A 22,970-nucleotide genomic window follows, 5' to 3' on the forward strand; every position below is an offset into this window, starting at 1 on the left:
TGATGTACGCATGGGTGTTACAGGGTCAGGAAGCCGTCGTAGAGACCATAGGCGGCAATCAACGCGCCGATGACCACTGCGGCAAAGATCAGCTTCTCGACGTTGGTGAAAACAGGTTGGCCCGCTTCATGTTTTGCCTTGGCAAACAGGATCACCCCTGGCGCATAAAGCAGCGCCGACAGCAGCAGGTACTTCACGCCGCCGGCGTAGATCAGCCAGATCGCATAGATCAGCGCGACGGCGCTGATAGCCAGGTCCTTCTTGCGCTCGGCCAGGGCGTTCTCATAGGTCTCGCCGCGCACCGCCAGCAACAGGGCATACGCCGCCGACCACAGGTAGGGCACCAGAATCATTGAGGTGGCGAGGTAGATCAGTGACAGGTAGGTGCTGGCCGAGAACAGGGTGATGATCAGGAAAACCTGAACCAGGCCGTTGGTCAGCCACAAGGCATTGGCTGGCACGTTGTTGGCGTTTTCCCTTTTGAGGAACGCGGGCATGGTGCGGTCTTTGGCTGCGGCGAACATGATCTCTGCGCACAGCAGCACCCACGACAACAGCGCACCGAGCAGGGAAATGACCAGGCCAACGCTGATCAGCACTGCCCCCCAATGCCCGACGACGTGTTCAAGCACGGCGGCCATGGACGGGTTTTGCAATTTGGCCAGTTCGGGCTGGGTCATGATCCCCAGCGACAACACGTTCACCAGCACCAGAAACAACAGCACGGTGATGAAGCCGATGATGGTGGCCTTGCCCACGTCCGAACGTTTCTCGGCACGGGCGGAAAAGATGCTTGCGCCTTCGATGCCGATGAACACCCAGACGGTGACCAACATCATGTTGCGGACCTGATTCAGCACACTGCCCAGATCCGGGTTTTTAAACCCCCAAATATCAGCAGTGAAGATGTCCAGCTTGAACGCGAAGAGGGCGATCAACACAAACAGCAGCAACGGCACGACTTTGGCGACGGTGGTCACCAGATTGATGAACGCCGCCTCCTTGATCCCGCGCAGCACCAGAAAGTGCACCGCCCACAGCAGCACTGAAGCGCCGCTGATCGCCGCTAGCGTGTTGCCCTGTCCAAAAATAGGGAAGAAATAACCGAGCGTGCTGAACAGCAGGACGAAGTAACCAATGTTGCCCAACCATGCACTGATCCAGTACCCCCAGGCGGACGAGAACCCCATGTAGTCGCCGAAACCTGCCTTGGCGTAGGCGTAAACCCCGCCATCAAGATCGGGCTTGCGGTTGGCCAGGGTCTGGAACACGAAACCCAAGGTCAACATGCCCACAGCTGAAATGGCCCAACCGATTAAAATCGCGCCTACGTCGGCACTGGCTGCCATGTTCTGCGGGAGCGAAAAGATGCCTCCGCCGATCATTGACCCTACGACCAACGCGACGAGTGCGCCGAGTCTAAGCTTGCCGGGAGATTGAGACATTGCGCAGCTCCATCCGGGAGAAGTAATGCCTCAGGGTAGGTGCCATGAGTCACGCAAAGTATGACGTAGGTCAACAGAGCCCCTTATGCAACGTGATGGCTAACGATGCGATGGGCATTCCGATTGAAAATGTCGCATTGCAGCAACAGCCTGCGGCAAGCGTTTAGCGGGTTTCTGTATTCATGGGCTCGGGCCGCGACCAGATCCACAGGTTGCCCAGGCTCATGCCGGCGATGGCGAGGTACACCGGCCAGTGATGCTCAAGCAGGATTAGCATGATGCCGGCGCACAGCACCATGCTCAGGGTGGCGCTGATTTTCGCGCGCCGGGTAATCAAACGCCCGTTGCGCCAGTTAGTCAGAATCGGTCCAAATAGGCGATGGTTTTCCAGCCAGGCGCTCAGGCGTGGCGAACTTTTAGTCGCCGCCCACGCGGCCAACAGGACGAATTCGGTGGTGGGCAAGCCGGGCACGACGATGCCGATCAGGCCGATCCCCACACTGACGTAAGCAAGGATGGCAAACAAACGGCGTGAAAGGATCGACCTGTGCGGTGTGCCGGTCTTGGTCTCGAGGGTCATGAGGCGTCTGTCCATTTGACAACACGGCCAGCTTAACAGGGCTGGCCGGGCTTGAAGCACTCATGCAAGGCGGGCTTACCGGGCGTTATGCAGCGCCAGGCAGTTATCCAGCATGCGGTTGGAGAACGCCCATTCGTTGTCATACCAGGCCAGCACTTTCATCAGCTTGCCGTTAGCCTTGGTGTGGTTGGCATCGAAAATCGACGACAGCGGGTTGTGGTTGAAGTCGTGGGACACCAGCGGCAGGGTGTTGTAGCCGAGGATTTTCGAGTGCTGGCTGGCTTCTTTGAAGATCGCGTTGACCTCTTCAGCCGTGGCTTCGCGCTTGAGCTGCACGGTCAGGTCCACCAGCGATACGTTGATCACCGGAACGCGAACAGCCATGCCATTGAGTTTGCCTGCCAGTTCCGGGAGCACCAGGCCGACGGCTTCAGCAGCACCCGTCTTGGTCGGTATCATCGACTGGGTGGCCGAACGCGCACGGTACAGGTCGGTGTGGTACACGTCGGTCAGATTCTGGTCATTGGTGTAGGCGTGGATGGTGGTCATCAAACCGCTTTCAATCCCCCATTCGCGGTGCAGAATCTGGGCGACGGGTGCCAGGCAGTTGGTGGTGCAGGACGCGTTGGAAATAATCTGATGCGATTGACGCAGGATGTCGTGGTTGACGCCGTAAACCACGGTGGCGTCCGCGCCTTTGGACGGGGCCGAGACAATCACTTTGCGCGCGCCGGCAGTAATATGCGCAGCGGCTTTGTTGCGGTCGGTGAACAGGCCGGTGCATTCGAACACCACATCAATGTTTTCTGCCTTCCACGGCAGCTCTGCCGGATTACGGATGGCGCTGACCGCGATTCGGTCACCGTTGACTGTCAGGCTTTCATGGTCGAATGCCACCGTGCCGCCAAAATGGCCGTGGGTGGTATCGAATTGCAGCAGGTGCGCGTTGATCGCGCTGTCACCCAAGTCGTTAATGGCGACGACCTGCAGGTCCTCTCGATAGCCTTGGGTATAGAGTGCACGTAGGACATTGCGGCCAATGCGGCCAAAGCCATTGATAGCGATACGAAGCGTCATGCAGCCGTCCTCTTTTAAATTTGTTGTTGGAATTACAAGATTATTCGCATAAAAATAGAAAACAAGCCTTTTTAATGGCAATATTTTGTCTTATCTACAACGAGTAGCCCGTAAGTCCGGTTCAAATGTTCGACATCAAGCCTTTGCCCAGCCTAGGCCGCACAGTCGATAATTGGAACCACCTGAACGGGTCATCTATCCGCAAGCCTGGAGTTCATCACATGCATCCCCGCGTTCTTGAGGTAACTGAACGGCTAATCGCCCGTAGTCGTGCGACGCGCGAGCGCTATCTGCAAATGATCCACGGCGCCGCCAGCGACGGCCCGATGCGCGGCAAGCTGCAATGCGCCAACTTTGCTCATGGCGTCGCAGGCTGCGGCACCGAAGACAAGCAAAGCCTGAAGATGATGAACGCCGCCAACGTGGCCATTGTTTCGTCTTACAACGACATGTTGTCGGCGCATCAGCCGTACGAGCATTTCCCGGACCAACTCAAACAGGCCCTGCGCGATATCGGCTCGGTCGGCCAGTTCGCCGGTGGTGTGCCGGCAATGTGTGACGGCGTGACCCAAGGCGAACCGGGCATGGAGTTGGGTATCGCCAGCCGTGAAGTGATCGCCATGTCCACCGCCATCGCGCTGTCGCACAACATGTTCGACGCCACGTTGTGCTTGGGTATCTGCGACAAGATCGTGCCGGGCCTGCTGATGGGCGCATTGCGCTTTGGTCACCTGCCAACGCTGTTCGTGCCGGGCGGGCCAATGCCGTCGGGTATCTCTAACAAGGAAAAAGCCGACGTCCGTCAACGCTACGCCGAAGGCAAGGCCAGCCGCGAAGAGCTGCTGGAGTCGGAGATGAAGTCCTACCACAGCCCTGGCACCTGCACGTTCTATGGCACCGCCAACACCAATCAGTTGCTGATGGAAGTCATGGGCCTGCACTTGCCGGGTGCCTCTTTCGTCAATCCGTACACGCCGTTGCGCGATGCCCTGACCCGCGAAGCGGCGCATCAGGTCACGCGTCTGACCAAGCAAAGCGGCGACTTCATGCCGCTGGGCGAAATCGTCGACGAGCGCTCGCTGGTCAACTCCATCGTTGCCCTGCACGCCACGGGCGGCTCGACCAACCACACCTTGCACATGCCAGCGATTGCCATGGCGGCCGGTATCAAGCTGACCTGGCAGGACATGGCTGATCTGTCGGAAGTGGTGCCGACCCTGACCCACGTTTATCCGAACGGCAAGGCTGACATCAACCACTTCCAGGCGGCGGGCGGTATGTCGTTCCTGATCCGTGAACTGCTGGAAGCCGGGCTGCTGCACGAAAACGTCAACACCGTCGCCGGTTTCGGCTTGAGCCGTTACACCCGCGAACCGTTCCTCGAAGACGGCAAGCTGGTCTGGCGCGAAGGGCCTATCGAAAGCCTGGATGAAGACATCCTGCGCCCCGTCGCGCGGCCATTCTCGCCTGAAGGCGGTTTGCGCGTGATGGAAGGCAACCTCGGTCGTGGGGTGATGAAAGTCTCCGCCGTGGCGCCTGAACATCAAGTGATACAAGCCCCGGCGCTGGTGTTCCAGGATCAACAGGACCTGGCCGACGCATTCAAGGCTGGCAAGCTGGAGCGCGACTTCGTGGCGGTGATGCGCTTCCAGGGTCCGCGCTCCAATGGCATGCCCGAACTGCACAAGATGACGCCGTTCCTTGGCGTGCTGCAGGACCGTGGTTTCAAAGTCGCGTTAGTCACTGATGGGCGTATGTCCGGTGCGTCCGGGAAGATTCCGGCGGCGATCCATGTTTGTCCTGAAGCCTTCGACGGCGGACCTTTAGCGCTGGTTCGTGACGGAGATATCATTCGCGTCGACGGCGTTAAAGGTACATTGCAGGTGCTGGTCGAGCCGGCAGAATTGGCCGCCAGAGAGCCCGCGATTGGTCTGCTCGACAACGGTGTCGGTTGTGGGCGCGAGCTGTTTGGCTTCATGCGCATGGCCTTCAGCTCCGCAGAGCAGGGCGCCAGTGCCTTTACGTCGGGTCTGGAGACGCTTAAGTGAAATTGGCTTTGGTCGGTGATATTGGCGGCACCAATGCGCGTTTTGCCATCTGGGAAGACGGTCAGTTGCATTCGATCCGGGTCTTCCCGACCATCGATTACGCCAGCCCGGAAAAAGCCCTTGAGGTCTATCTCGAAGACCTGGACCTGCACCCGGGCGAAGTCGGCTCCATCTGTCTGGCGGTTGCCGGGCCGGTGGGCGGCGACGAATTTCACTTCACCAACAGCCACTGGCGTATCAGTCGCACGGCGTTCTGTGCGCACTTGAAGCTGGATAACCTGCTGCTGATCAATGACTTCTCGGCGATGGCGCTGGGCATGACGCGTCTGCGCGACGATGAGTACCTGACGGTCTGCCACGGCATCCCCGAGGAAGGTCGTCCACGGGTGGTGATCGGTCCTGGCACCGGGCTTGGCGTGGGCACCTTGCTGCCCCTCGCCGACAACCACTGGATGGCGTTGCCGGGGGAGGGCGGGCATGTCGATCTGCCGCTCGGCACCCCACGCGAAGCGCAGATATGGGCGCGCCTGATGACTGAACACGAGCATGTCAGTGCCGAAACCGTGCTCAGCGGCAGTGGCTTGTTGCTCTTGTACAAGGTCAGCTGTTCGCTGGATAACATCGAGCCCACGCTTAAATCACCGGCCGCCATTACCTCGGCGGCGCTGGCGGGCGACCCGGTGGCTGTGGCGGTGCTGGAGCAGTTCTGTTGCTGGCTGGGACGGGTGGCGGGCAATAACGTGCTGACCGTCGGCGGTCGTGGCGGTGTCTATATCGTGGGCGGGGTCGTGCCGCGCTTCACTGACTTCTTCATCGCCAGCGGTTTTGCCCGGTCCTTTGCCGAAAAAGGCTTGATGAAAGATTATTTCAAGGGCATCCCAGTGTGGCTGGTGACCGCCGAATACCCCGGTTTGATGGGGGCGGGAGTGGCATTGCAGCAGGCATTTGGCTGAGGGCTGTTTGGAACCTGTTGCGTTCGGCGCAGTCTGGGACCGTGTAACCTGTGCCACGCCTCGTTCATGAGGCGCATGTTTTATTCAGAACAAGGACGATGGATGTGAGTTCAGTCAGTAAATCGATTTTGCTGGTCGATGATGATCAGGAAATTCGTGAATTGCTGCAAACCTACCTGAGTCGTTGTGGCTTCGTCGTGCGCACGGTGGGCGATGGTGCCGGTTTTCGCCAGGCGCTCAACGAAGAACCCAGCGATCTGGTGATCCTCGATGTCATGCTGCCCGACGAAGATGGTTTCAGCCTGTGTCGTTGGGTGCGTCAGCATCCGCGTCAGTCCCAGGTCCCGATCATCATGCTCACGGCCAGCTCCGACGAAGCGGACCGGGTGATTGGTCTGGAATTGGGCGCTGATGATTATCTGGGCAAACCGTTCAGTCCCCGCGAGCTGCAGGCGCGAATCAAGGCCCTGTTGCGACGTGCGCAATTCGGTCACGAGCGGGGCGCCGGTGAGGTACTGGCTTTCGATGAATGGCGGCTGGACATGGTCAGTCACCGACTCTTTCACAATGATGGCGAGGAAGTGATCCTCTCCGGCGCCGATTTTGCCTTGCTCAAATTGTTTCTGGATCGCCCGCAGCAAATCCTTGATCGCGACACCATTGGCAATGCCACCCGGGGTCGTGAGCTGATGCCCCTGGAACGCATTGTCGACATGGCTGTCAGCCGTCTGCGTCAACGATTGCGAGATACCGGCAAGGCGCCTCGGCTGATTCGTACCGTGCGTGGCAGTGGCTACCTGTTGGCCGCGAATGTCACGTCGTTGGTCACTAATGGCTACTGAAAAAGGTTGGCGTCGGCTGGTGCCGCACTCGTTGCTGGGTCGCATGCTGTTGCTGACGCTGCTGGTCGTGCTGCTGGCGCAGGGGTTGTCCAGCGTGATCTGGTTGTCGCAATTGCGCGCCACGCAAATGGAAGGCTTGGTCACCAGCGCCCGGAGCCTCGCGCACTCCATGGCCGCCAGCGTCAGTTACTTCCGGTCACTGCCGGTGGCTTATCGTCCGCTGGTGCTCGATCAATTGCGCAGCATGGGCGGTACGCGTTTTGTCGTGACCCTGAATGACAAACCGCTGGAAATGGACGTGCTGGGGCCAACCCCGCGCAAGACCGCAGTGCTGAACGCGGTCGACGACGTGTTGCGTCAGCATCTCGGCAGTGAACCGAATATTTCGGTGAGTTTCGTGCGACCCGAAGACCTGCGGATTTTTAACGGTGGCATCAAGCTAGATGAGCTGCCACGTTCCTGGGCGCATTACGCCTTGAGTCTGGAGCCGATCAATCCGCCGGTCCTGGTCACCCAGATCGAACTGGCGCCCGGCGAATGGCTGTACATCGCCTCGTTGCTGCCCGAACCCTACACCACGCTCGAAGAGCAGGATCTGCCGGCGCAGCAGGTCTGGTTCATCGTGCTGACCAGCAGCTTTCTGTTGTTGTTTATCGGCCTGCTGGTGCATTGGCAAAGCCGTCCGCTCAAGCGTCTGGCCCGCGCGGCGCGGGAAATGTCGTTGGGTACGGTAGTCGAACCGGTCGTCGAAGGTGGCGGCAGCGAGGTGGTTGAAGTCAGTCGGGCGTTCAACGCCATGCGCGAGCGTATCAGTCGCTACCTCTCGGAACGCAGCCAGCTGTTCAGCGCGATTTCCCACGATTTGCGTACGCCCATCACGCGTTTGCGGCTGAGGGTCGAGCTGTTGGACGATGAGGCGGTGCAAGCCAAATTCAGTCGCGACCTCGACGAGCTGGAGCTCTTGGTCAAAGGCGCGCTGCAATGCGTGAAAGATACGGATATCCACGAAAACATTGAGCCGGTGGACCTCAATCAGGTGCTGCATTGCCTGGTCGAACCCTACCTGTCGCCCGCCGGCAATGGCCGTGTCACCCAGCAAGGGAAGGCCGCCGCGTTTTATCCGGGCAAGCCATTGGCGCTCAAACGCTGCATCGGCAACCTGATCGATAACGCACTCAAGTACGGGCAGAAGGCCCACCTGCATGTCGATGACGACGCCGAAGCGTTCGTCCTGCACGTCGATGACGAAGGCCCCGGTGTGCCCGAACAGCGCCAGGAACAAGTGTTCGAACCGCATTTCCGTCTCGCCGGCAAGCAACAGCAGGGGTACGGCCTGGGCTTGGGTATTGCGCGCAATATTGCCCACAGCCATGGCGGCGAAGTGAGCCTGCAAAACCTCCGCGAAGGCGGCCTGCGCGTGACCTTGCGCCTGCCGCGAACCCACGACTGACAGGCCTTTTTACGACTGTTTCCTTTATGTAACCAGGCTGTGACCTTTGCGCGTCCCTTCGTTACCGTGGCGCCGAAACCCTTGGTTAAAATCTATGCAGCGCAAGCACCAGACTTGCTCACGCATAACAACAAGAAAAGGTAATCAGATGAATTCGATCTCCCGCCTCGCTGCTGTCATTTCCCTCGCCTCGTTGTTCCCTCTGAGCGTTCTTGCTGCGGATGCGCCTGCCGGTTCAAAAGGCACCGTGGAAGTGGTCCACTGGTGGACGTCGGGCGGCGAAGCAAAGGCTGTCGATGTCCTGAAAAAGCTGGTCGAGAAAGATGGCTATAGCTGGCAGGACAGCGCCGTCGCCGGTGGCGGTGGTGCCGCGGCCATGACCGTGTTGAAAACCCGTGCGGTGTCTGGTAATCCACCTTCTGCTGCACAGATCAAAGGTCCGGACCTGCAAGAGTGGGGCGCCTTGGGCCTGTTGACCAACCTCGACGACGTATCGAAAGCCAATAACTGGGACAAGCTGCTGTCCAAAACCGTCTCCGACACGATGAAGTACGAAGGTCATTACGTGGCGGTGCCGGTGAACATTCACCGGGTGAACTGGCTGTGGATCAACCCGGAAGTGTTCAAGAAAGCCGGTATCGACAAAGCGCCAGCCACCCTTGATGAATTCTTCGCGGCAGGTGACAAGCTCAAGGCAGCCGGTTTCATCCCCTTGGCCCACGGTGGCCAACCCTGGCAGGACAGCACGGTCTTCGAAGACCTGGTGCTGAGCATCATGGGGCCAGAGGGCTACAAGAAAGCCTTCCTTGATCTCGACGAGAAAACCCTGACGGGCGACAAGATGGTCGAGGTGTTCACCACGCTGAAAAAACTCATCGGCTACATGGACAACAACCGTGCCGGGCGTGACTGGAACCTTGCGGCGGCTGACGTCATTCAGGGCAAGGCCGGCATGCAGATGATGGGCGACTGGGCCAAGAGCGAGTGGAGTGCCGCCGGTAAGGTTGCCGGTAAAGACTACCAATGCGTTCCTTTCCCGGGCACCCAGGGCAGCTACACCTACAACATCGACTCGCTGGCAATGTTCAAGTTGTCTGCCAAAAACAACACCCCCGGCAACCTCGCGGCTCAGAACGACGTGGCAAAAATCGCCCTCGAGCCTGAGTTCCAGTACGTGTTCAACCAGAACAAAGGCTCGATCCCGGTTCGTAACGACCTGGACATGAGCAAGTTCGACAGCTGTGGTCAGGCTTCGGCAAAGGACTTCAAGGATGCCGACAAGAACGGCAAGCTTGAGCCAAGCATGGCGCACAACATGGCGACCTCACTCGCTGTGCAGGGCGCGATCTTCGACACGGTCACTAACTTCATGAGCGACCCGAAAGCCGATCCGCAAGCCGTCGTCAAAAAGCTGTACTCGGGCATCCAGTCAGCCAAGTAATCGACTGTTGAATCACCGCTGGTTCGCCAGCGGTACACCCCAGCCGTAGTGCGTGCAGCTGAAACCTTAGCGGGTTTCACGCTGGCGTTCGGCCTGGATTCCTTGTTCTCGAACTGGATTTTTCAGATGAGCTCTGTCGCTGTGTTCAGCAAGGCCTCACCGTTCGATGCGCTGCAACGCTGGCTGCCCAAGTTGGTGTTGGCGCCAAGCATGCTGATCGTGCTGGTCGGTTTCTATGGTTACATCCTGTGGACGTTTGTGCTTTCGTTCACTAATTCAACGTTTATGCCCAGCTACAAGTGGGCGGGTTTGCAGCAATACACACGTCTGCTCGACAACGATCGTTGGTGGGTGGCGAGCAAGAACCTCGCGGTGTTCGGCGGCATGTTCATTGGCATCAGTCTGGTGCTGGGTGTCGTGCTGGCGGTCCTGCTGGATCAGCGCATCCGTCGTGAAGGTTTTATCCGCACGGTCTATCTGTACCCGATGGCGCTGTCGATGATCGTCACCGGTACAGCCTGGAAATGGCTGCTCAACCCCGGTCTGGGCCTGGACAAAATGCTCCGTGACTGGGGTTGGGAAGGCTTCCGCCTGGATTGGCTGGTCGATCCGAGTCGCGTCGTGTACTGCCTGGTGATCGCAGCGGTCTGGCAGTCTTCCGGGTTCGTCATGGCGCTGTTTCTCGCCGGGTTGCGCGGGGTCGATCAGTCGATCATTCGTGCCGCGCAGATCGACGGCGCGAGCCTGCCGACCATTTATCTGCGGGTGGTGCTGCCAAGCCTGCGTCCGGTGTTTTTCAGCGCGGTGATGATTCTGGCGCACATCGCCATCAAGAGCTTCGACCTGGTGGCGGCGATGACCGCAGGTGGCCCCGGCTACTCTTCGGACCTGCCCGCGATGTTCATGTATTCGTTCACCTTCAGCCGCGGCCAGATGGGCATGGGCTCGGCGAGTGCAATCCTGATGCTCGGCGCGATTCTCGCCATCCTCGTGCCGTATCTGTATTCCGAGCTGAGGACCAAGCGCCATGAATAGTCAGATGGGTAAACCTTCCATCAGCATCAGCCGGGTCGCGATCTATGCGGTTTTGCTGTTGGCGGTCGTGGTGTATCTGGTGCCGCTGATTGTGATGCTGCTGACCAGCTTCAAATCCCCGGAAGACATCAGCACCGGTAACTTGTTGAGCTGGCCGACAGTGGTCACCGGCATGGGGTGGGTCAAGGCCTGGGCCACGGTCGATGGCTACTTCTGGAACTCGGTGAAAATCACCGTGCCAGCGGTTCTGATCTCCACCGCTATCGGCGCCATCAACGGTTACGTGCTGGCGATGTGGCGCTTTCGTGGCTCGCAATTGTTCTTCGGTCTGTTGTTGTTCGGCTGTTTCCTGCCGTTCCAGACCGTGCTGCTGCCAGCGTCGTTCACGGTTGGCAAGATGGGCCTGGCAGCCTCCACCACCGGCCTGGTGTTCGTGCATGTGGTCTACGGCCTGGCATTCACCACGCTGTTCTTCCGCAACTACTACGTGAGCATTCCGGATGCGTTGGTCAAGGCTGCGCGGCTGGACGGTGCCGGATTTTTCACCATCTTCGGCCGGATCATTCTGCCGATGTCGACGCCGATCATCATGGTCTGCCTGATCTGGCAGTTCACCCAGATCTGGAACGACTTCCTGTTCGGTGTGGTCTTCTCCAGCGGCGACTCGCAGCCCATCACCGTGGCACTGAACAACCTGGTCAACACCAGCACCGGTGCCAAGGAATACAACGTTGATATGGCAGCGGCGATGATCGCCGGGCTGCCGACACTGCTGGTCTATGTGCTGGCTGGTAAGTATTTCCTGCGTGGGCTGACGGCCGGCGCGGTCAAGGGGTAATCATGGCAACTCTCGAATTGCGCAACGTCAACAAGACCTACGGCAGCGGTTTGCCGGACACCTTGAAAAACATCGAACTGAAGATCGATGACGGCGAGTTTCTGATTCTGGTCGGTCCGTCGGGCTGCGGTAAATCGACCTTGATGAACTGCATTGCCGGGCTGGAAAACATCAGCGGCGGCTCGATCCTGATCGATGACGCGGACATCAGCGGCATGAGCCCCAAGGATCGTGACATCGCCATGGTGTTCCAGTCTTACGCGTTGTACCCGACCATGAGCGTGCGCGAGAACATCTCGTTCGGTTTGAAAATCCGCAAGATGGCACCTGCGGCCATCGAAGAGGAAGTCGCTCGGGTCGCCAAGCTGTTGCAGATCGAACACCTGCTCAATCGTAAGCCCGGCCAGCTTTCCGGTGGGCAGCAACAGCGGGTAGCCATGGGCCGTGCGTTGGCGCGGCGGCCGAAAATCTACCTGTTCGATGAGCCGCTTTCCAACCTCGACGCCAAGCTCCGGGTCGAGATGCGCACTGAAATGAAGCTGATGCACCAGCGCCTGAAAACCACCACGGTTTACGTGACTCACGACCAGATCGAAGCCATGACCCTGGGCGACAAAGTGGCGGTGATGAAGGACGGGATCATTCAGCAGTTCGGTACGCCGAAGCAGATTTACAACGATCCGGCCAACCTGTTCGTCGCCAGCTTCATCGGTTCGCCGCCGATGAACTTCATCCCCTTGCGCCTGCAACGCAAGGACGGGCGCTTGCTGGCCCTGCTCGACAGTGGTCAGGCGCGTTGCGAGCTGCCGCTGGGCATGCTCGATGCAGGCCTGGAAGACCGCGAAGTGATTCTCGGCATGCGTCCTGAACAGATCGTTCTGGCACCCGTCGAACCCAACGGCTTGCCGACCATTCGCGCCGAAGTTCAGGTCACCGAGCCGACCGGGCCGGACACCCTGGTGTTCGTCACGCTCAACCAGAGCAAGGTCTGCTGCCGCCTGGCGCCGGACGTTGCACCGCAGGTGGGTGAATCTCTGAACCTGCAGTTCGATCCCTCAAAAGTGTTGCTGTTCGACGCCAAGAGCGGCGAGCGGCTCGGGGTTCTAGGCGCGTCCCAGTCCGCTGGGCGTGTGGGCAATGTCACTCAGATGAATCGCAACCAATGACGGGGTGCGCCGAGCATCGCAGGTTTGATCGACCTGGCCTTAACAATCGGTCAGCCAGCGACACGATGTTAGTCAATGCAAGTCACCTACTAGCGCTAATAACAATAAGAGGATTTAAGGGATGAATCAGAAAGAAGCCAAATCGCTTACCCAATTCAAGCTGATTAGCACGCTGTCTGTTTTGGGTGCATTAAGCCTGGCTGGAAGCGTGCACGCAGCTGAAGCTTTTGATCCGAACTCGCAGTGGATGTCGGGCGACTGGGGTGGCACGCGTACCGAGTTGCTGAACAAGGGATATGACTTTTCACTTGAGTACGTAGGGGAAGTGGGCAGCAACTTGCACGGCGGCTACAACAACGACAAGACCGCACGCTACGCGGACCAGTTCGCTCTGGGCGTGGACCTGGATCTGCAAAAAATCCTCGGCTGGCATGACGCTGAATTCAAACTGGCGATCACCGAGCGCAGTGGCCGCAACATCTCCAATGACCGCATCGGCGATCCGCGTGCTGGCACCTTCAGTTCGTCACAGGAAGTCTGGGGCCGTGGTCAGACTTGGCGCCTGACGCAAATGTGGGCCAAGCAGAAATATTTTGACGGCGCACTGGATGTTAAAGCCGGTCGTTTCGGGCCGGGCGAAGACTTCAACAGCTTCCCGTGCGACTTCCAGAACCTTGCGTTCTGCGGCTCGCAAGTGGGTAACTGGGTCGGCAGCATCTGGTACAACTGGCCGGTCAGCCAGTGGGCGTTGCGCGTTAAGTACAACATCACGCCTGAGTTCTACGCACAGGTCGGCGCGTTCGAGCAGAACCCGTCCAACCTGGAAACCGGTAACGGCTTCAAGCTCAGCGGCAGCGGCACCAAAGGCATGATCATACCGACTGAGTTGGTCTGGTCGCCGAAGGTCAACGACCTGCCGGGCGAATACCGTCTTGGCTACTACTACAGCACCGCCAAAGCCGACGACGTATACAAAGGCGCCGACGGTCAGGCGCAGCCACTCACCCCGGGCGGGGAATACCAGTCGCACAGCAGCAAACATGGCTGGTGGGTCGTGGCTCAGCAGCAACTCACCACCCACAACGGCGATGCTGCCCGTGGCTTGAGTGCGTTCGCCAACGCAACCGTGCATGACAAGGCCACCAACTACATCGATAACTACCAGCAGATCGGCCTGACCTACAAAGGTCCGTTCAATGGGCGTCCAAAAGATGACATGGGTGTGGGTATCGCTCGGATCCACGTCAATGACGATGCGCAAGACCGTGCACGTCTGGTCAATCAAATCAGCGGGATCGACGATTACGACAACCCGAACTATCTGCCGGTGCAGAGTACTGAATACAACGCCGAAATTTACTATGGCTTCCACGTCACCAATTGGCTGACCGTGCGTCCCAACCTGCAATTCATCAAACACCCTGGTGGCGTCGATCAGGTTGACGATGCGCTGGTTGCGGGTTTGAAGATTCAGTCGAAGTTCTAAGCGGGCTTTAGCGCTAATCAAGGCTTTAAGACGCGCTGTCAGTGATCAAGGTATGTGTGTGCTTTGCGGGCAGCCTGGCTGCCCGCTTTTTTTTGAGTCGTTTGGCGCAGAAGGGCTGGCTCGATGCGGTGTGCCCAAGGGCGCCCAGGTCTTAAATCAAATCATCGTCAATCGGATACCGGCTGGCGTTGAGGCTTTCCTTGATTTTGCGCAAATGTGGCTGGAAATCCACGCCCCGGCGCAGGGTCATGCCGGTGGCCAATACGTCGAGCACGGTGAGCTGGATGATCCGCGAGGTCATCGGCATATAGATGTCGGTGTCTTCGGGGAGCGGAATATTCAAGCTCAGGGTGCTGGCCTTGGCCAGTGGCGACCCCTCGGCGGTAAGCCCCAGAACCGAGGCGCCGTTTTCGCGGGCAATGCGGGCCACTTCCACCAGTTCGCGGGTGCGGCCGGTGTAGGAAATGATCACAAACAACTCGCCGGTATGTGCGACCGAAGCGATCATGCGTTGCATCAGCACGTCAACGTGCGCGGTCACCGCGAGGTTGAAACGGAAGAATTTGTGTTGCGCATCCATCGCCACCGGGGCCGAAGCGCCGAGGCCGAAAAAATGGATCTGCCGTGCCTGAATCAATAGATCCACGGCTTTGCTGATCAGGTTCGGATCGAGTTGCTGAAGGGCGCTGTCCAACGAGGCAATGGCGCTGCCGAAGATTTTTCGGGTGTAGTCTTCGGGGTTATCGTCGGCCTCCACTGCGCGGCTTACATACGCCGCACCACTGGCCAGGCTTTGCGCCAGCTGTAACTTGAGCTCGGGATAACCGCTGACCCCGAACGAGCGGCAGAAGCGGTTGACCGTGGGCTCGCTGACCTTGGCGGCCTGGGCGAGCGCGGCGATACTCAAGCGCGTCGCTTGCTGTGGGTTGAGCAGGATCACCTCGGCGACCTTGCGCTCAGCCTTGTTCAATTCGTCGAGACGGCCCTGGATATGCTCCAGGAGGTTGCGCATGCGGTCCATTTTATATCCTTGTCGAGCAGGCAACAGGCTGATTCGTACACACCCTGGCAGTGCCTGTCATCGAGAGTCTTACAGACGCTGGTAAAGGTGGCCTATCGTACTGATGGCTCTCGTCTATCACCATCGGAATCTGGTTTTAGACGAAATGTTGTGGTTATTACTACATTTGATCTTGAATACTGCCTTTAAAAAAGGTATTTGTAGCCTAACTTGATAAAAGAACAAACATTATGCCCCTGATAACGGTTGAATCGTGCACCTTTGCCTTGTTTGGCGCGTTAGGCGACCTGGCAGTGCGCAAGCTGTTTCCGGCCTTGTACCAGCTTGACCGCGCTGGGTTGTTGCATGCCGATACCCGTATTTTTGCCTTGGCGCGTGAGTCCGGCAGTGAACAGCAGCATCTGGCTTACATAGACAGCAGTCTGCGCCGATTCGTACCCGAGGCCGAGCTTGAAGATGAGCATGTGCAGCGTTTTCAGGCGCGCCTGAGTTACCTGCATGTGGACTTTCTCAAGGCCGAGGATTATGTCGCACTGGCTGATCGTGTGGGCGACGCCGAGCGCTTGATCGCCTACTTTGCTACCCCGGCGTCAGTGTATGGCGCGATCTGCGAGAACCTCGCGTCGGTCAACCTGACCGAGCGCACGCGTGCCGTACTGGAAAAACCCATCGGCCACGACCTGGCCTCTTCGCGCCGGGTCAACGATGCGGTCGCGCAGTTCTTTCCGGAAAACCGCGTCTATCGAATCGACCACTATCTGGGCAAGGAAACCGTACAGAACCTGATCGCCCTGCGGTTTGCCAACAGTCTGTTCGAGACCCAGTGGAATCAGAACCACATTTCCCACGTTGAAATCACGGTCGCCGAACAGGTCGGCATCGAAGGCCGTTGGGGTTACTTCGATCAGGCCGGGCAATTGCGCGACATGATCCAGAATCACTTGCTGCAACTGCTTTGCCTGATCGCCATGGACCCGCCGAGCGACCTGTCTGCCGACAGTATTCGCGACGAGAAGGTCAAGGTGCTTAAAGCCCTGGCGCCGTTCACCCCTGAGCGCCTTGCGACGCAGGTGGTACGTGGTCAGTACATTGCCGGTTACAGCGAAGGCAAACCGGTGCCGGGCTACCTGGAGGAAGAAAACTCCAATACTCAGAGCGATACCGAAACCTTCGTTGCGCTGCGTGCCGACATTCGCAACTGGCGCTGGTCGGGTGTGCCGTTCTACTTGCGTACCGGCAAGCGCATGCCGCAAAAGCTGTCGCAGATCGTGATCCATTTCAAAGAGCCGCCGCACTACATCTTCGCCCCCGAGCAGCGCTTGCAGATCAGCAACCGGTTGATCATTCGCCTGCAGCCTGATGAAGGCATTTCCTTGCAGGTGATGACCAAGGATCAAGGCCTGGACAAAGGCATGCAGTTGCGCAGCGGCCCTTTGCAGTTGAATTTTTCAGACACCTATCAAAGCGCACGGATCCCCGATGCCTACGAGCGGTTGTTGCTGGAAGTCATGCGTGGCAATCAGAACCTGTTTGTCCGTAAAGATGAAATTGAGTACGCATGGCAATGGTGCGACCAACTGATCGCGGGCTGGAAAAAGGCCGGCGATGCACCCAAGCCTTACGCGGCTGGGTCGTGGGGGCCGATGAGCTCCATTGCACTGATTACTCGTGACGGGAGGTCCTGGTATGGGGATATCTAAAGTTGAACTGCCTGCGGGCATAGTCGCTCACACGTTTGCCACTCCGGCGCTGTTGGCCAGTGAGCTGGCGACGGCGGTGGCTGAGCAACTGCGCAGCGCCATCAGCGCGCATGGCGTGGCAACCCTGGTGGTGTCCGGCGGGCGCAGTCCGGTGGCATTTTTCCAAAGCCTGGCGCAGCAGTCGCTGGACTGGTCCAAGGTGGTGGTGAGCCTGGCGGACGAACGCTGGGTGCCGGTCGAGCATGCCGACAGCAATGCAGGCCTGTTGAAGCGCTACTTGCTTCAGGGCCCGGCGGCTAAAGCCCGTTTTATTGGGCTGTACCGCGCAACGCCAACCCTGGATGAGGCGGCACAAGAGGCCGATCAAGCCTTGGCTGAGTTGCCACCGATTGATGTATTGGTGTTGGGCATGGGGGATGACGGTCACACCGCGTCGCTGTTTCCCAAGAGCCCGAACCTCAGCGAAGCGTTGCGCCTCGATGGACAGCGTCGTTGCTTGCCCATGCTGGCGCCGACCGTGCCGCGCCAGCGCTTGACCCTCACGCTTCAGTTGCTGGCATCTGCCCGTCTGCAGATCCTGTCCATTTCCGGGCAGGCCAAACTCGATACGTTACGCACTGCAGTGGCGGGCGATGATTTCGCCCAAATGCCCATCCGTGCCTTTCTGAATGCCTCCTTAGAGATTTACTGGTGCCCATGAGCAAAGGATCAGCCGCCATGAAAACAATCGAAAAAAACCTGCCGCTGAACAGCATGGCGAACAAGATTGTCCAAATCGACGAACTCTGCGCCAAGGCGAAGATTTTGCCGGTGATAACCATTGCCCGCGAACAAGACATTCTGCCCCTGGCCGATGCGCTGGCCGCCGGTGGATTGACCACGCTGGAAGTGACCCTGCGCTCGGCATTCGGCCTGACCGCGATTCGCATCCTGCGCGAACAACGCCCCGAGTTGTGCGTCGGTGCCGGCACCATCCTTGACCGGCAGATGCTGGCGGACGCTGAAGCGGCGGGCGCGCAATTCATCGTCACCCCCGGTTGCACGCCCGAGCTGCTCCAGGCTGGCGTCGACAGCCCGCTGCCGATGTTGCCGGGGATCAGTAGCGCCTCGGAGATCATGATGGGGTATGCCCTGGGTTACCGTCGTTTCAAATTGTTCCCGGCGGAAATCAGCGGCGGCGTAGCAGCAATCAAAGCCCTCGGCGGCCCGTTCGGCGAAGTGCGATTCTGTCCTACCGGTGGGGTTAATCCAGACAACCTGAAGAGCTACATGGCGCAGCCGAACGTGATGTGCGTGGGCGGCTCGTGGATGCTCGACAACGCCTGGATCAAGAATGGCGAGTGGGCACGGATTGAAGCGGCCAGTATTGAAGCGCTGGCGCTGTTTGACTGACAGATAGGTTGTTGGTTGTTGTTGCTTGGCTTTTCACGGTGCGCCTTGGTCGGGTGCACCGTGTTTTTAGGTTACTGGCTCAGTTCACGCAGTGCCCGTACCAGTGTTTTGATCTCAGCCACCGATGTGGTAAAGCCCGGTGTGATACGGATACACGGCCCGCACGTAGCGCCGTCGCGCGCCACCGTGAACAGGTTGTACTCCTCCAGTAAACGCTCGACCATCCGCTGCTGATCCGCTTGGCGGGTAAAGCGAAATGACGTGATCCCGCAATACAGCCGTGGGTCGTCCGGCGTCAAAATCTCGATTCCCGACAATTCCCTTGCAGGCTTGACCCACAGGTCGCGCAGATAATTCAGGCGTGCGCCCTTCACGGCGGCACCGCCCATCGCCAAATGCTCTTCGAATACTCGCGGCAGGGTCATCAGTGCCGGGATATTGGGCGTGCCATAGGGCGCGCGCGACCGGATATCGTCGATTGCAAAACGACTGTCGCCCATGTCCGGGTCGATGTCTGTCAGGCGCTCTTGGGCGATGTAAATAAAGCCCAGGCTCAGCGGCGCTCCGATCCATTTCTGCAGATTGAATCCGGCAAACGCCACGCCCAATTCGTCCAGTTTGAAGTCGAGTTGACCAAGGGCGTGTGCGCCGTCAAGGATCACATCAATGCGATGGGTCTTGGCCCACGAGGCAATCGCTTGCACCGGCATCACCAGGCCGGTGCGGTGGGTGACGTGGGTCAACGCCATCAACTTCAAGCGGGGGTGGCTCTCGAAGGCTGTGCGGTAACTGTCCAGCAGGTTTTCATAGGTGGCGGGATGCGGGTGCTGGATTTCGATCACCTCCACACCACGGCTCTTCGCCAGCCAGCGCATGGCGCTTTGCACGCTGATGTAATCCAGATCGCTGATCAACACCTGATCGCCAGGTTGCAGGGCGTTGTAGTTGCGAATCAATGATTGCAGGGATTCGGAGGCACAGCGGGTGATGGCGATCTCGTGGGCGGGCACCTGGACCATGGCCGCCAGTTGATCGCGAATCAGCACGCTGTCGACCTGATCGAACTGATGGCGCACATACACCGAACTGCTACGGTTGATGGCAGCGATCCGGTGTTGATACTCCTCGACCACCGTCCGGGTCATGCGGCCAAAATAACCATTTTCCAGATTGATCGGGCCAGGCTCGACCTCATAGCGTGAAGCGACGCGCTGCCAGAAGGCTTCATCGCGGGCGCAGTCCAGAGCGGTGGCGGCATGTTGATCAGTCGGCATTATGAGCTCGCTTGGCGTTTGAACTGTCAGGGGCGGAACGGGCGTTGGCGTTTGCGCAGTGGGTCAAGCAGTTCGGACAAACCGTTATGGTCGATCTCGTGCATCAACGCCAACAGGCTGCCCAACTCACCCGAGGGGAAACCTTCCCGAGCGAACCAGTTCAGATACTGCCCCGGTAAATCGGCAATGAGCCGGCCCTTGTATTTGCCATACGGCATTTCGCGAGTGACCAGCAGTTCAAGCTTTTCGGGATTCATGTCCAGGCCATTCAATGGGGGCACGTAGGATGTGCACGAAACGACAGCCTTCAAGATACGTGCATTCTGCATGCAGGCCAAACGACAGTTCTTGCAGAAAGAACGATTGATCTGTCTCTTGTGTAAATCAACTTGTTGAAATTTAAGGGTATTTAAAGAAAATAGAATGTGGCATGAAGGCTGCTTTTTTCAACTGTCATCCACTAACCGATAAGGAGTTGGAAAAAATGACAGATATTAATAAAGAAGCCATTTCACTGCTCAATGATCTGATTGAAACCAGTAAGGATGGCGAAAAAGGCTTTCATACCAGCGCCGAAGACATCAAAAATCCGACGGTAAAGAGCTTTTTTATCAGCCGGTCACAAGAGTGCGCTACCGCCGTTCGGGAGCTTCAGGCCGAAGTTCGTGTTCTGGGCGGGGATCCTGAAACGTCTTCAAGCATCGTGGGTTCGCTGCACCGCGCCTGGGTCGATCTGAAGTCGGTGGTGACTGGTAAAAGCGATGAGGCGATTCTGAGTGAGGTAGAGCGTGGTGAAGACACTGCACTCAAGGCTTACAGAAAAGCGCTTGAAAAAGCCCGTGAAAAGAATCTGCCAACGAACGTTGTCGCCTTGATTCAGAAGCAGCTTGACGGTGCACAGCGTAACCACGATCAGGTCAAAGCCATGCGTGATACCGCTCACATACAAAAAAGCTGATTGAGCATTTTGGAGAAAACGCCAGCTCGTCTGGCGTTTTTTATGCGTGGCGCAATCTGCAACTCAAGTGACAAGAGGGTCGCGATGGGAGGTCCATGATCCACACTCCACACGATTGCGACCTTTGCGTTTTGCTTGATACAGCGCCTGATCGGCAATGCGGGTCAAGGTGCTCAGTGTGTCGCCGGGGCGCATCACATGAGAGACGACGCCGATGCTGACGGTGATGGCGTGTTCGTCATTGGCAAAGCGCGGCAGGGCCTCGATCGCAGCCCTGATGGCTTCGGCGATGACCTGCGCGCCTTCGAGCGGTGTGTCGGCCAGTACCACGGAAAACTCTTCGCCGCCATAACGCGCCGCAAGGTCTCCAGGGCGGCGAATACGGCCAAGAATAGTCGCCGCCACCGTACGCAGGGCCTCGTCGCCACCATGATGACCGTGGCGGTCGTTGAACGTCTTGAAGTTGTCGACATCAATCATCAGCAGCGACAGCGGCTGCCCTGAACGTAACCCTCGCGCCCATTCGGTTTTCAGTACCTGATCGAGCCGGCGACGATTGGCCAGGCCGGTCAAACCGTCGGTCGCAGCCAAGTGGGCCAAGCCATGTTCGGCACGCTGGCGCAAACGCAGTTCGCGGCGCAGCAGAAACGTCAGCCATAAAATGCCGAAACACAAGATACTGGTAGCGCTGCCCACCAATAAGGTCGTGCGCTTCCAGGCGGCATACACCTCTTCCACTGATTGACCAACGACCACGATCAGCGGCAAATCGCCGACTCGCGAAAAGGTGTACAGACGCTCTTTGTTGTCCAGCGAGGACACACTGGTAAAGTGACCACTGCCTTCTTTGAGAGAGCGCTTGAAGTTGGCTTTCTGACTGAAATCCTCCCCGGTCAGGTTCTTGCCATCCAGCACCGGTTGTCGCGCCAGCATGATGCCGTGGGTATTGAGCAGGTTCACGTTGCTGTCCTTGCCGATATTCAGGCCTTTGAACAGCTCATTGAAATACAGCAGCCGCATCGCCCCCGAGGCGATGCCAAGAAATTCGCCTTCAGGTGAAGACACGCGGCGACTGAAGCTGATGCACCAGTCCGGGTCGCCCAGGCGCATCTTGAACGGATCGCTGACCAGTAGGCCCAACGATGGGTTATCCCGGTGCGCCCGGAAGTGAGTACGGTCAGCAAAGTTGCCGGCTCTGGGGACGAGCGAAGTAGAGTCAGCAAGAATGTCGCCATTCTTGTCCAATAACAGTAAATCACCTTTGTAGGGCGCAGCTGTGGAGCGGTCGAACAGCATCAGATGACGCATCTGTGGCGGGATGGTCATGATCCCCGGAAGCTGCCATGCGGCAATCATGCCCTGAATGGACGTGTCGTACAGCTCGGCGTTGCGCTGCACGTCGGCATCGATCAACTGCACGATATTGGACGCCGCGCGGGCGGCAATTTCTGTCGCGCTGTCGCGTTCGCGAAACAGCAGTGACGTGACGATCACAAGAATAGCGAGCACCGCAAAGGTGCTGCCGAAAATCAGGATGATTTCGGGCCTGGACCACTTTCCTGGCGTTGCATGCAATGTAAAGGTTGGGTTCATGACCGGAATTCTATGGAAATAAAACGCTGTAAATAATTTAACGTACTGATTTAAAAGACAATAATTAGTTTAAGTAAGGTTTTTTTGACACCTGAGTAGAACGTATTTAACACCTTATACCTTAGGGGGGTATCAACGTGCTCTCTCTAACAATTGTTACAAGTCTGACATGTCTTGATAGCGCATACGATCAGTCTTCATGCTGAACTCACATGTTGTGCAGGGGGCGGGGCGGGATTCAGGTGGGCTGGAGAGCCGAGGGACGCAGCCACTGCAGCGCAAAATGGTACGCAAAAAAAAAGCCACTGATAGCAGTGGCTTTTAAAGAACGGTCGATCAAATGGGGCATTTGATCGACTGTCGAGGGAAACGTTTTTACAGTCGATTAGCCCTTTTGAGCGTTATCGGAAGTGCCACGATCTACCGATTTTTCCAGAGATTGCTCGTTGTTCGGTGTCTTTGCGGTCATTTCTGCTCGGGTTTGGGCTTGTTCAACAGACGCCTGACGTGCGGCTTTCTGTGAAACAAAGGACTGCGACTCTTCTGCAGACGCTTGACCGGACAACAGGAACGAAGACAATACGAAAACGCTGGCAATACCCATACTGGTGGACATTTTTGAGACCTTCTTGCTAGGCAAGTGCTAATTAAGTGCGACAAAAATATAGGTC

At 58.0% G+C, this 22,970-nt stretch carries 21 protein-coding genes; 13 read left to right on the forward strand and 8 right to left on the reverse strand.

All coding sequences use genetic code 11. From position 1 onward, the window contains the following. Positions 1 to 17: 17 nt before the first annotated feature. From arcD to gap, 3 genes are all read right to left on the reverse strand, one after another. Positions 18 to 1,445: an arginine-ornithine antiporter gene (arcD, locus tag K0F75_RS06030; RefSeq protein ID WP_219060954.1), complete on the reverse strand. Its 1,428-nt coding sequence runs from the start codon at positions 1,443 to 1,445 to the stop codon at positions 18 to 20. A gap of 163 nt (positions 1,446 to 1,608) precedes the next feature. After that, the gene (locus K0F75_RS06035) at positions 1,609 to 2,025 is read right to left on the reverse strand and encodes a YbaN family protein (protein ID WP_257604266.1); all 417 of its coding nucleotides are present in this window, start codon (positions 2,023 to 2,025) and stop codon (positions 1,609 to 1,611) included. A 75-nt stretch (positions 2,026 to 2,100) separates the two neighbouring features. After that, the gene (gene gap, locus K0F75_RS06040; RefSeq protein WP_219060956.1) at positions 2,101 to 3,102 is read right to left on the reverse strand and encodes a type I glyceraldehyde-3-phosphate dehydrogenase; all 1,002 of its coding nucleotides are present in this window, start codon (positions 3,100 to 3,102) and stop codon (positions 2,101 to 2,103) included. Positions 3,103 to 3,323: 221 nt separating this feature from the next. Here gap and edd point away from each other — a divergent pair, with 221 nt between their 5' ends. The 9 genes from edd (at position 3,324) to K0F75_RS06085 (ending at position 14,361) form a co-directional block, all read left to right on the forward strand. Then, complete coding sequence (edd, locus tag K0F75_RS06045; RefSeq protein ID WP_219060957.1) at positions 3,324 to 5,150, forward strand: phosphogluconate dehydratase; 1,827 nt, start codon at positions 3,324 to 3,326, stop codon at positions 5,148 to 5,150. After that, positions 5,147 to 6,103: a glucokinase gene (locus K0F75_RS06050; RefSeq protein WP_219060958.1), complete on the forward strand. Its 957-nt coding sequence runs from the start codon at positions 5,147 to 5,149 to the stop codon at positions 6,101 to 6,103. The genes edd and K0F75_RS06050 overlap by 4 nt, the downstream gene beginning before the upstream one ends. A 98-nt stretch (positions 6,104 to 6,201) precedes the next feature. Next, positions 6,202 to 6,945, forward strand: coding sequence for a response regulator (locus K0F75_RS06055; protein WP_374028608.1), 744 nt, complete (start codon positions 6,202 to 6,204; stop codon positions 6,943 to 6,945). Further along, on the forward strand, positions 6,935 to 8,395 hold the full coding sequence (locus tag K0F75_RS06060) for an ATP-binding protein (protein WP_219060960.1): 1,461 nt from the start codon (positions 6,935 to 6,937) through the stop codon (positions 8,393 to 8,395). Before K0F75_RS06055 ends, K0F75_RS06060 begins: the two co-directional genes overlap by 11 nt. Positions 8,396 to 8,543: 148 nt before the next feature. Beyond that, positions 8,544 to 9,836, forward strand: coding sequence for an ABC transporter substrate-binding protein (locus K0F75_RS06065; protein WP_219060961.1), 1,293 nt, complete (start codon positions 8,544 to 8,546; stop codon positions 9,834 to 9,836). 126 nt (positions 9,837 to 9,962) lie between these two features. Continuing rightward, the gene (locus tag K0F75_RS06070; RefSeq protein WP_219060962.1) at positions 9,963 to 10,871 is read left to right on the forward strand and encodes a carbohydrate ABC transporter permease; all 909 of its coding nucleotides are present in this window, start codon (positions 9,963 to 9,965) and stop codon (positions 10,869 to 10,871) included. Beyond that, the gene (locus K0F75_RS06075; RefSeq protein ID WP_219060963.1) at positions 10,864 to 11,709 is read left to right on the forward strand and encodes a carbohydrate ABC transporter permease; all 846 of its coding nucleotides are present in this window, start codon (positions 10,864 to 10,866) and stop codon (positions 11,707 to 11,709) included. The genes K0F75_RS06070 and K0F75_RS06075 overlap by 8 nt, the downstream gene beginning before the upstream one ends. Before the next feature lie 2 nt (positions 11,710 to 11,711). Then, positions 11,712 to 12,875 carry an ABC transporter ATP-binding protein gene (locus K0F75_RS06080; RefSeq protein WP_219060964.1) on the forward strand — a complete coding sequence of 388 codons (1,164 nt, stop codon included), beginning with the start codon at positions 11,712 to 11,714 and terminating at the stop codon, positions 12,873 to 12,875. Positions 12,876 to 12,996: 121 nt separating this feature from the next. Next, positions 12,997 to 14,361, forward strand: a complete 1,365-nt coding sequence (locus K0F75_RS06085; protein ID WP_219060965.1) for a carbohydrate porin — start codon at positions 12,997 to 12,999, stop codon at positions 14,359 to 14,361. A 151-nt stretch (positions 14,362 to 14,512) separates the two neighbouring features. Here the strand turns inward: K0F75_RS06085 and K0F75_RS06090 are convergent, their stop codons facing one another. Then, positions 14,513 to 15,373, reverse strand: a complete 861-nt coding sequence (locus K0F75_RS06090; protein ID WP_219061299.1) for a MurR/RpiR family transcriptional regulator — start codon at positions 15,371 to 15,373, stop codon at positions 14,513 to 14,515. A gap of 239 nt (positions 15,374 to 15,612) precedes the next feature. Between K0F75_RS06090 and zwf the strand changes: the two genes are divergently transcribed. From zwf to K0F75_RS06105, 3 genes are read left to right on the forward strand one after another with little or no spacing between them, the layout of a single operon-like run. Continuing rightward, positions 15,613 to 17,082 carry a glucose-6-phosphate dehydrogenase gene (gene zwf, locus K0F75_RS06095; protein ID WP_219060966.1) on the forward strand — a complete coding sequence of 490 codons (1,470 nt, stop codon included), beginning with the start codon at positions 15,613 to 15,615 and terminating at the stop codon, positions 17,080 to 17,082. Next, complete coding sequence (pgl, locus tag K0F75_RS06100; protein ID WP_219060967.1) at positions 17,069 to 17,782, forward strand: 6-phosphogluconolactonase; 714 nt, start codon at positions 17,069 to 17,071, stop codon at positions 17,780 to 17,782. The genes zwf and pgl overlap by 14 nt, the downstream gene beginning before the upstream one ends. A gap of 17 nt (positions 17,783 to 17,799) precedes the next feature. Next, positions 17,800 to 18,474 carry a bifunctional 4-hydroxy-2-oxoglutarate aldolase/2-dehydro-3-deoxy-phosphogluconate aldolase gene (locus K0F75_RS06105; protein ID WP_219060968.1) on the forward strand — a complete coding sequence of 225 codons (675 nt, stop codon included), beginning with the start codon at positions 17,800 to 17,802 and terminating at the stop codon, positions 18,472 to 18,474. Between the two features lie 71 nt (positions 18,475 to 18,545). Here the strand turns inward: K0F75_RS06105 and K0F75_RS06110 are convergent, their stop codons facing one another. Further along, entirely contained in the window at positions 18,546 to 19,748 is a 1,203-nt protein-coding gene (locus K0F75_RS06110) for an aminotransferase class V-fold PLP-dependent enzyme (RefSeq protein WP_219060969.1), read from the reverse strand. 26 nt (positions 19,749 to 19,774) lie between these two features. Then, the gene (locus tag K0F75_RS06115; RefSeq protein WP_219060970.1) at positions 19,775 to 20,005 is read right to left on the reverse strand and encodes a DUF3820 family protein; all 231 of its coding nucleotides are present in this window, start codon (positions 20,003 to 20,005) and stop codon (positions 19,775 to 19,777) included. 227 nt (positions 20,006 to 20,232) lie between these two features. Between K0F75_RS06115 and K0F75_RS06120 the strand changes: the two genes are divergently transcribed. Further along, positions 20,233 to 20,706 carry a PA2169 family four-helix-bundle protein gene (locus K0F75_RS06120; protein ID WP_219061300.1) on the forward strand — a complete coding sequence of 158 codons (474 nt, stop codon included), beginning with the start codon at positions 20,233 to 20,235 and terminating at the stop codon, positions 20,704 to 20,706. Positions 20,707 to 20,769: 63 nt separating this feature from the next. Here the strand turns inward: K0F75_RS06120 and K0F75_RS06125 are convergent, their stop codons facing one another. Further along, entirely contained in the window at positions 20,770 to 22,299 is a 1,530-nt protein-coding gene (locus K0F75_RS06125; RefSeq protein WP_219060971.1) for a sensor domain-containing diguanylate cyclase, read from the reverse strand. Positions 22,300 to 22,684: 385 nt separating this feature from the next. Beyond that, positions 22,685 to 22,915, reverse strand: a complete 231-nt coding sequence (locus tag K0F75_RS06130; protein ID WP_219060972.1) for a hypothetical protein — start codon at positions 22,913 to 22,915, stop codon at positions 22,685 to 22,687. Positions 22,916 to 22,970 lie beyond the last annotated feature (55 nt).

Source organism: Pseudomonas sp. UMAB-08, from assembly GCF_900095225.1.
GTDB lineage: Bacteria > Pseudomonadota > Gammaproteobacteria > Pseudomonadales > Pseudomonadaceae > Aquipseudomonas.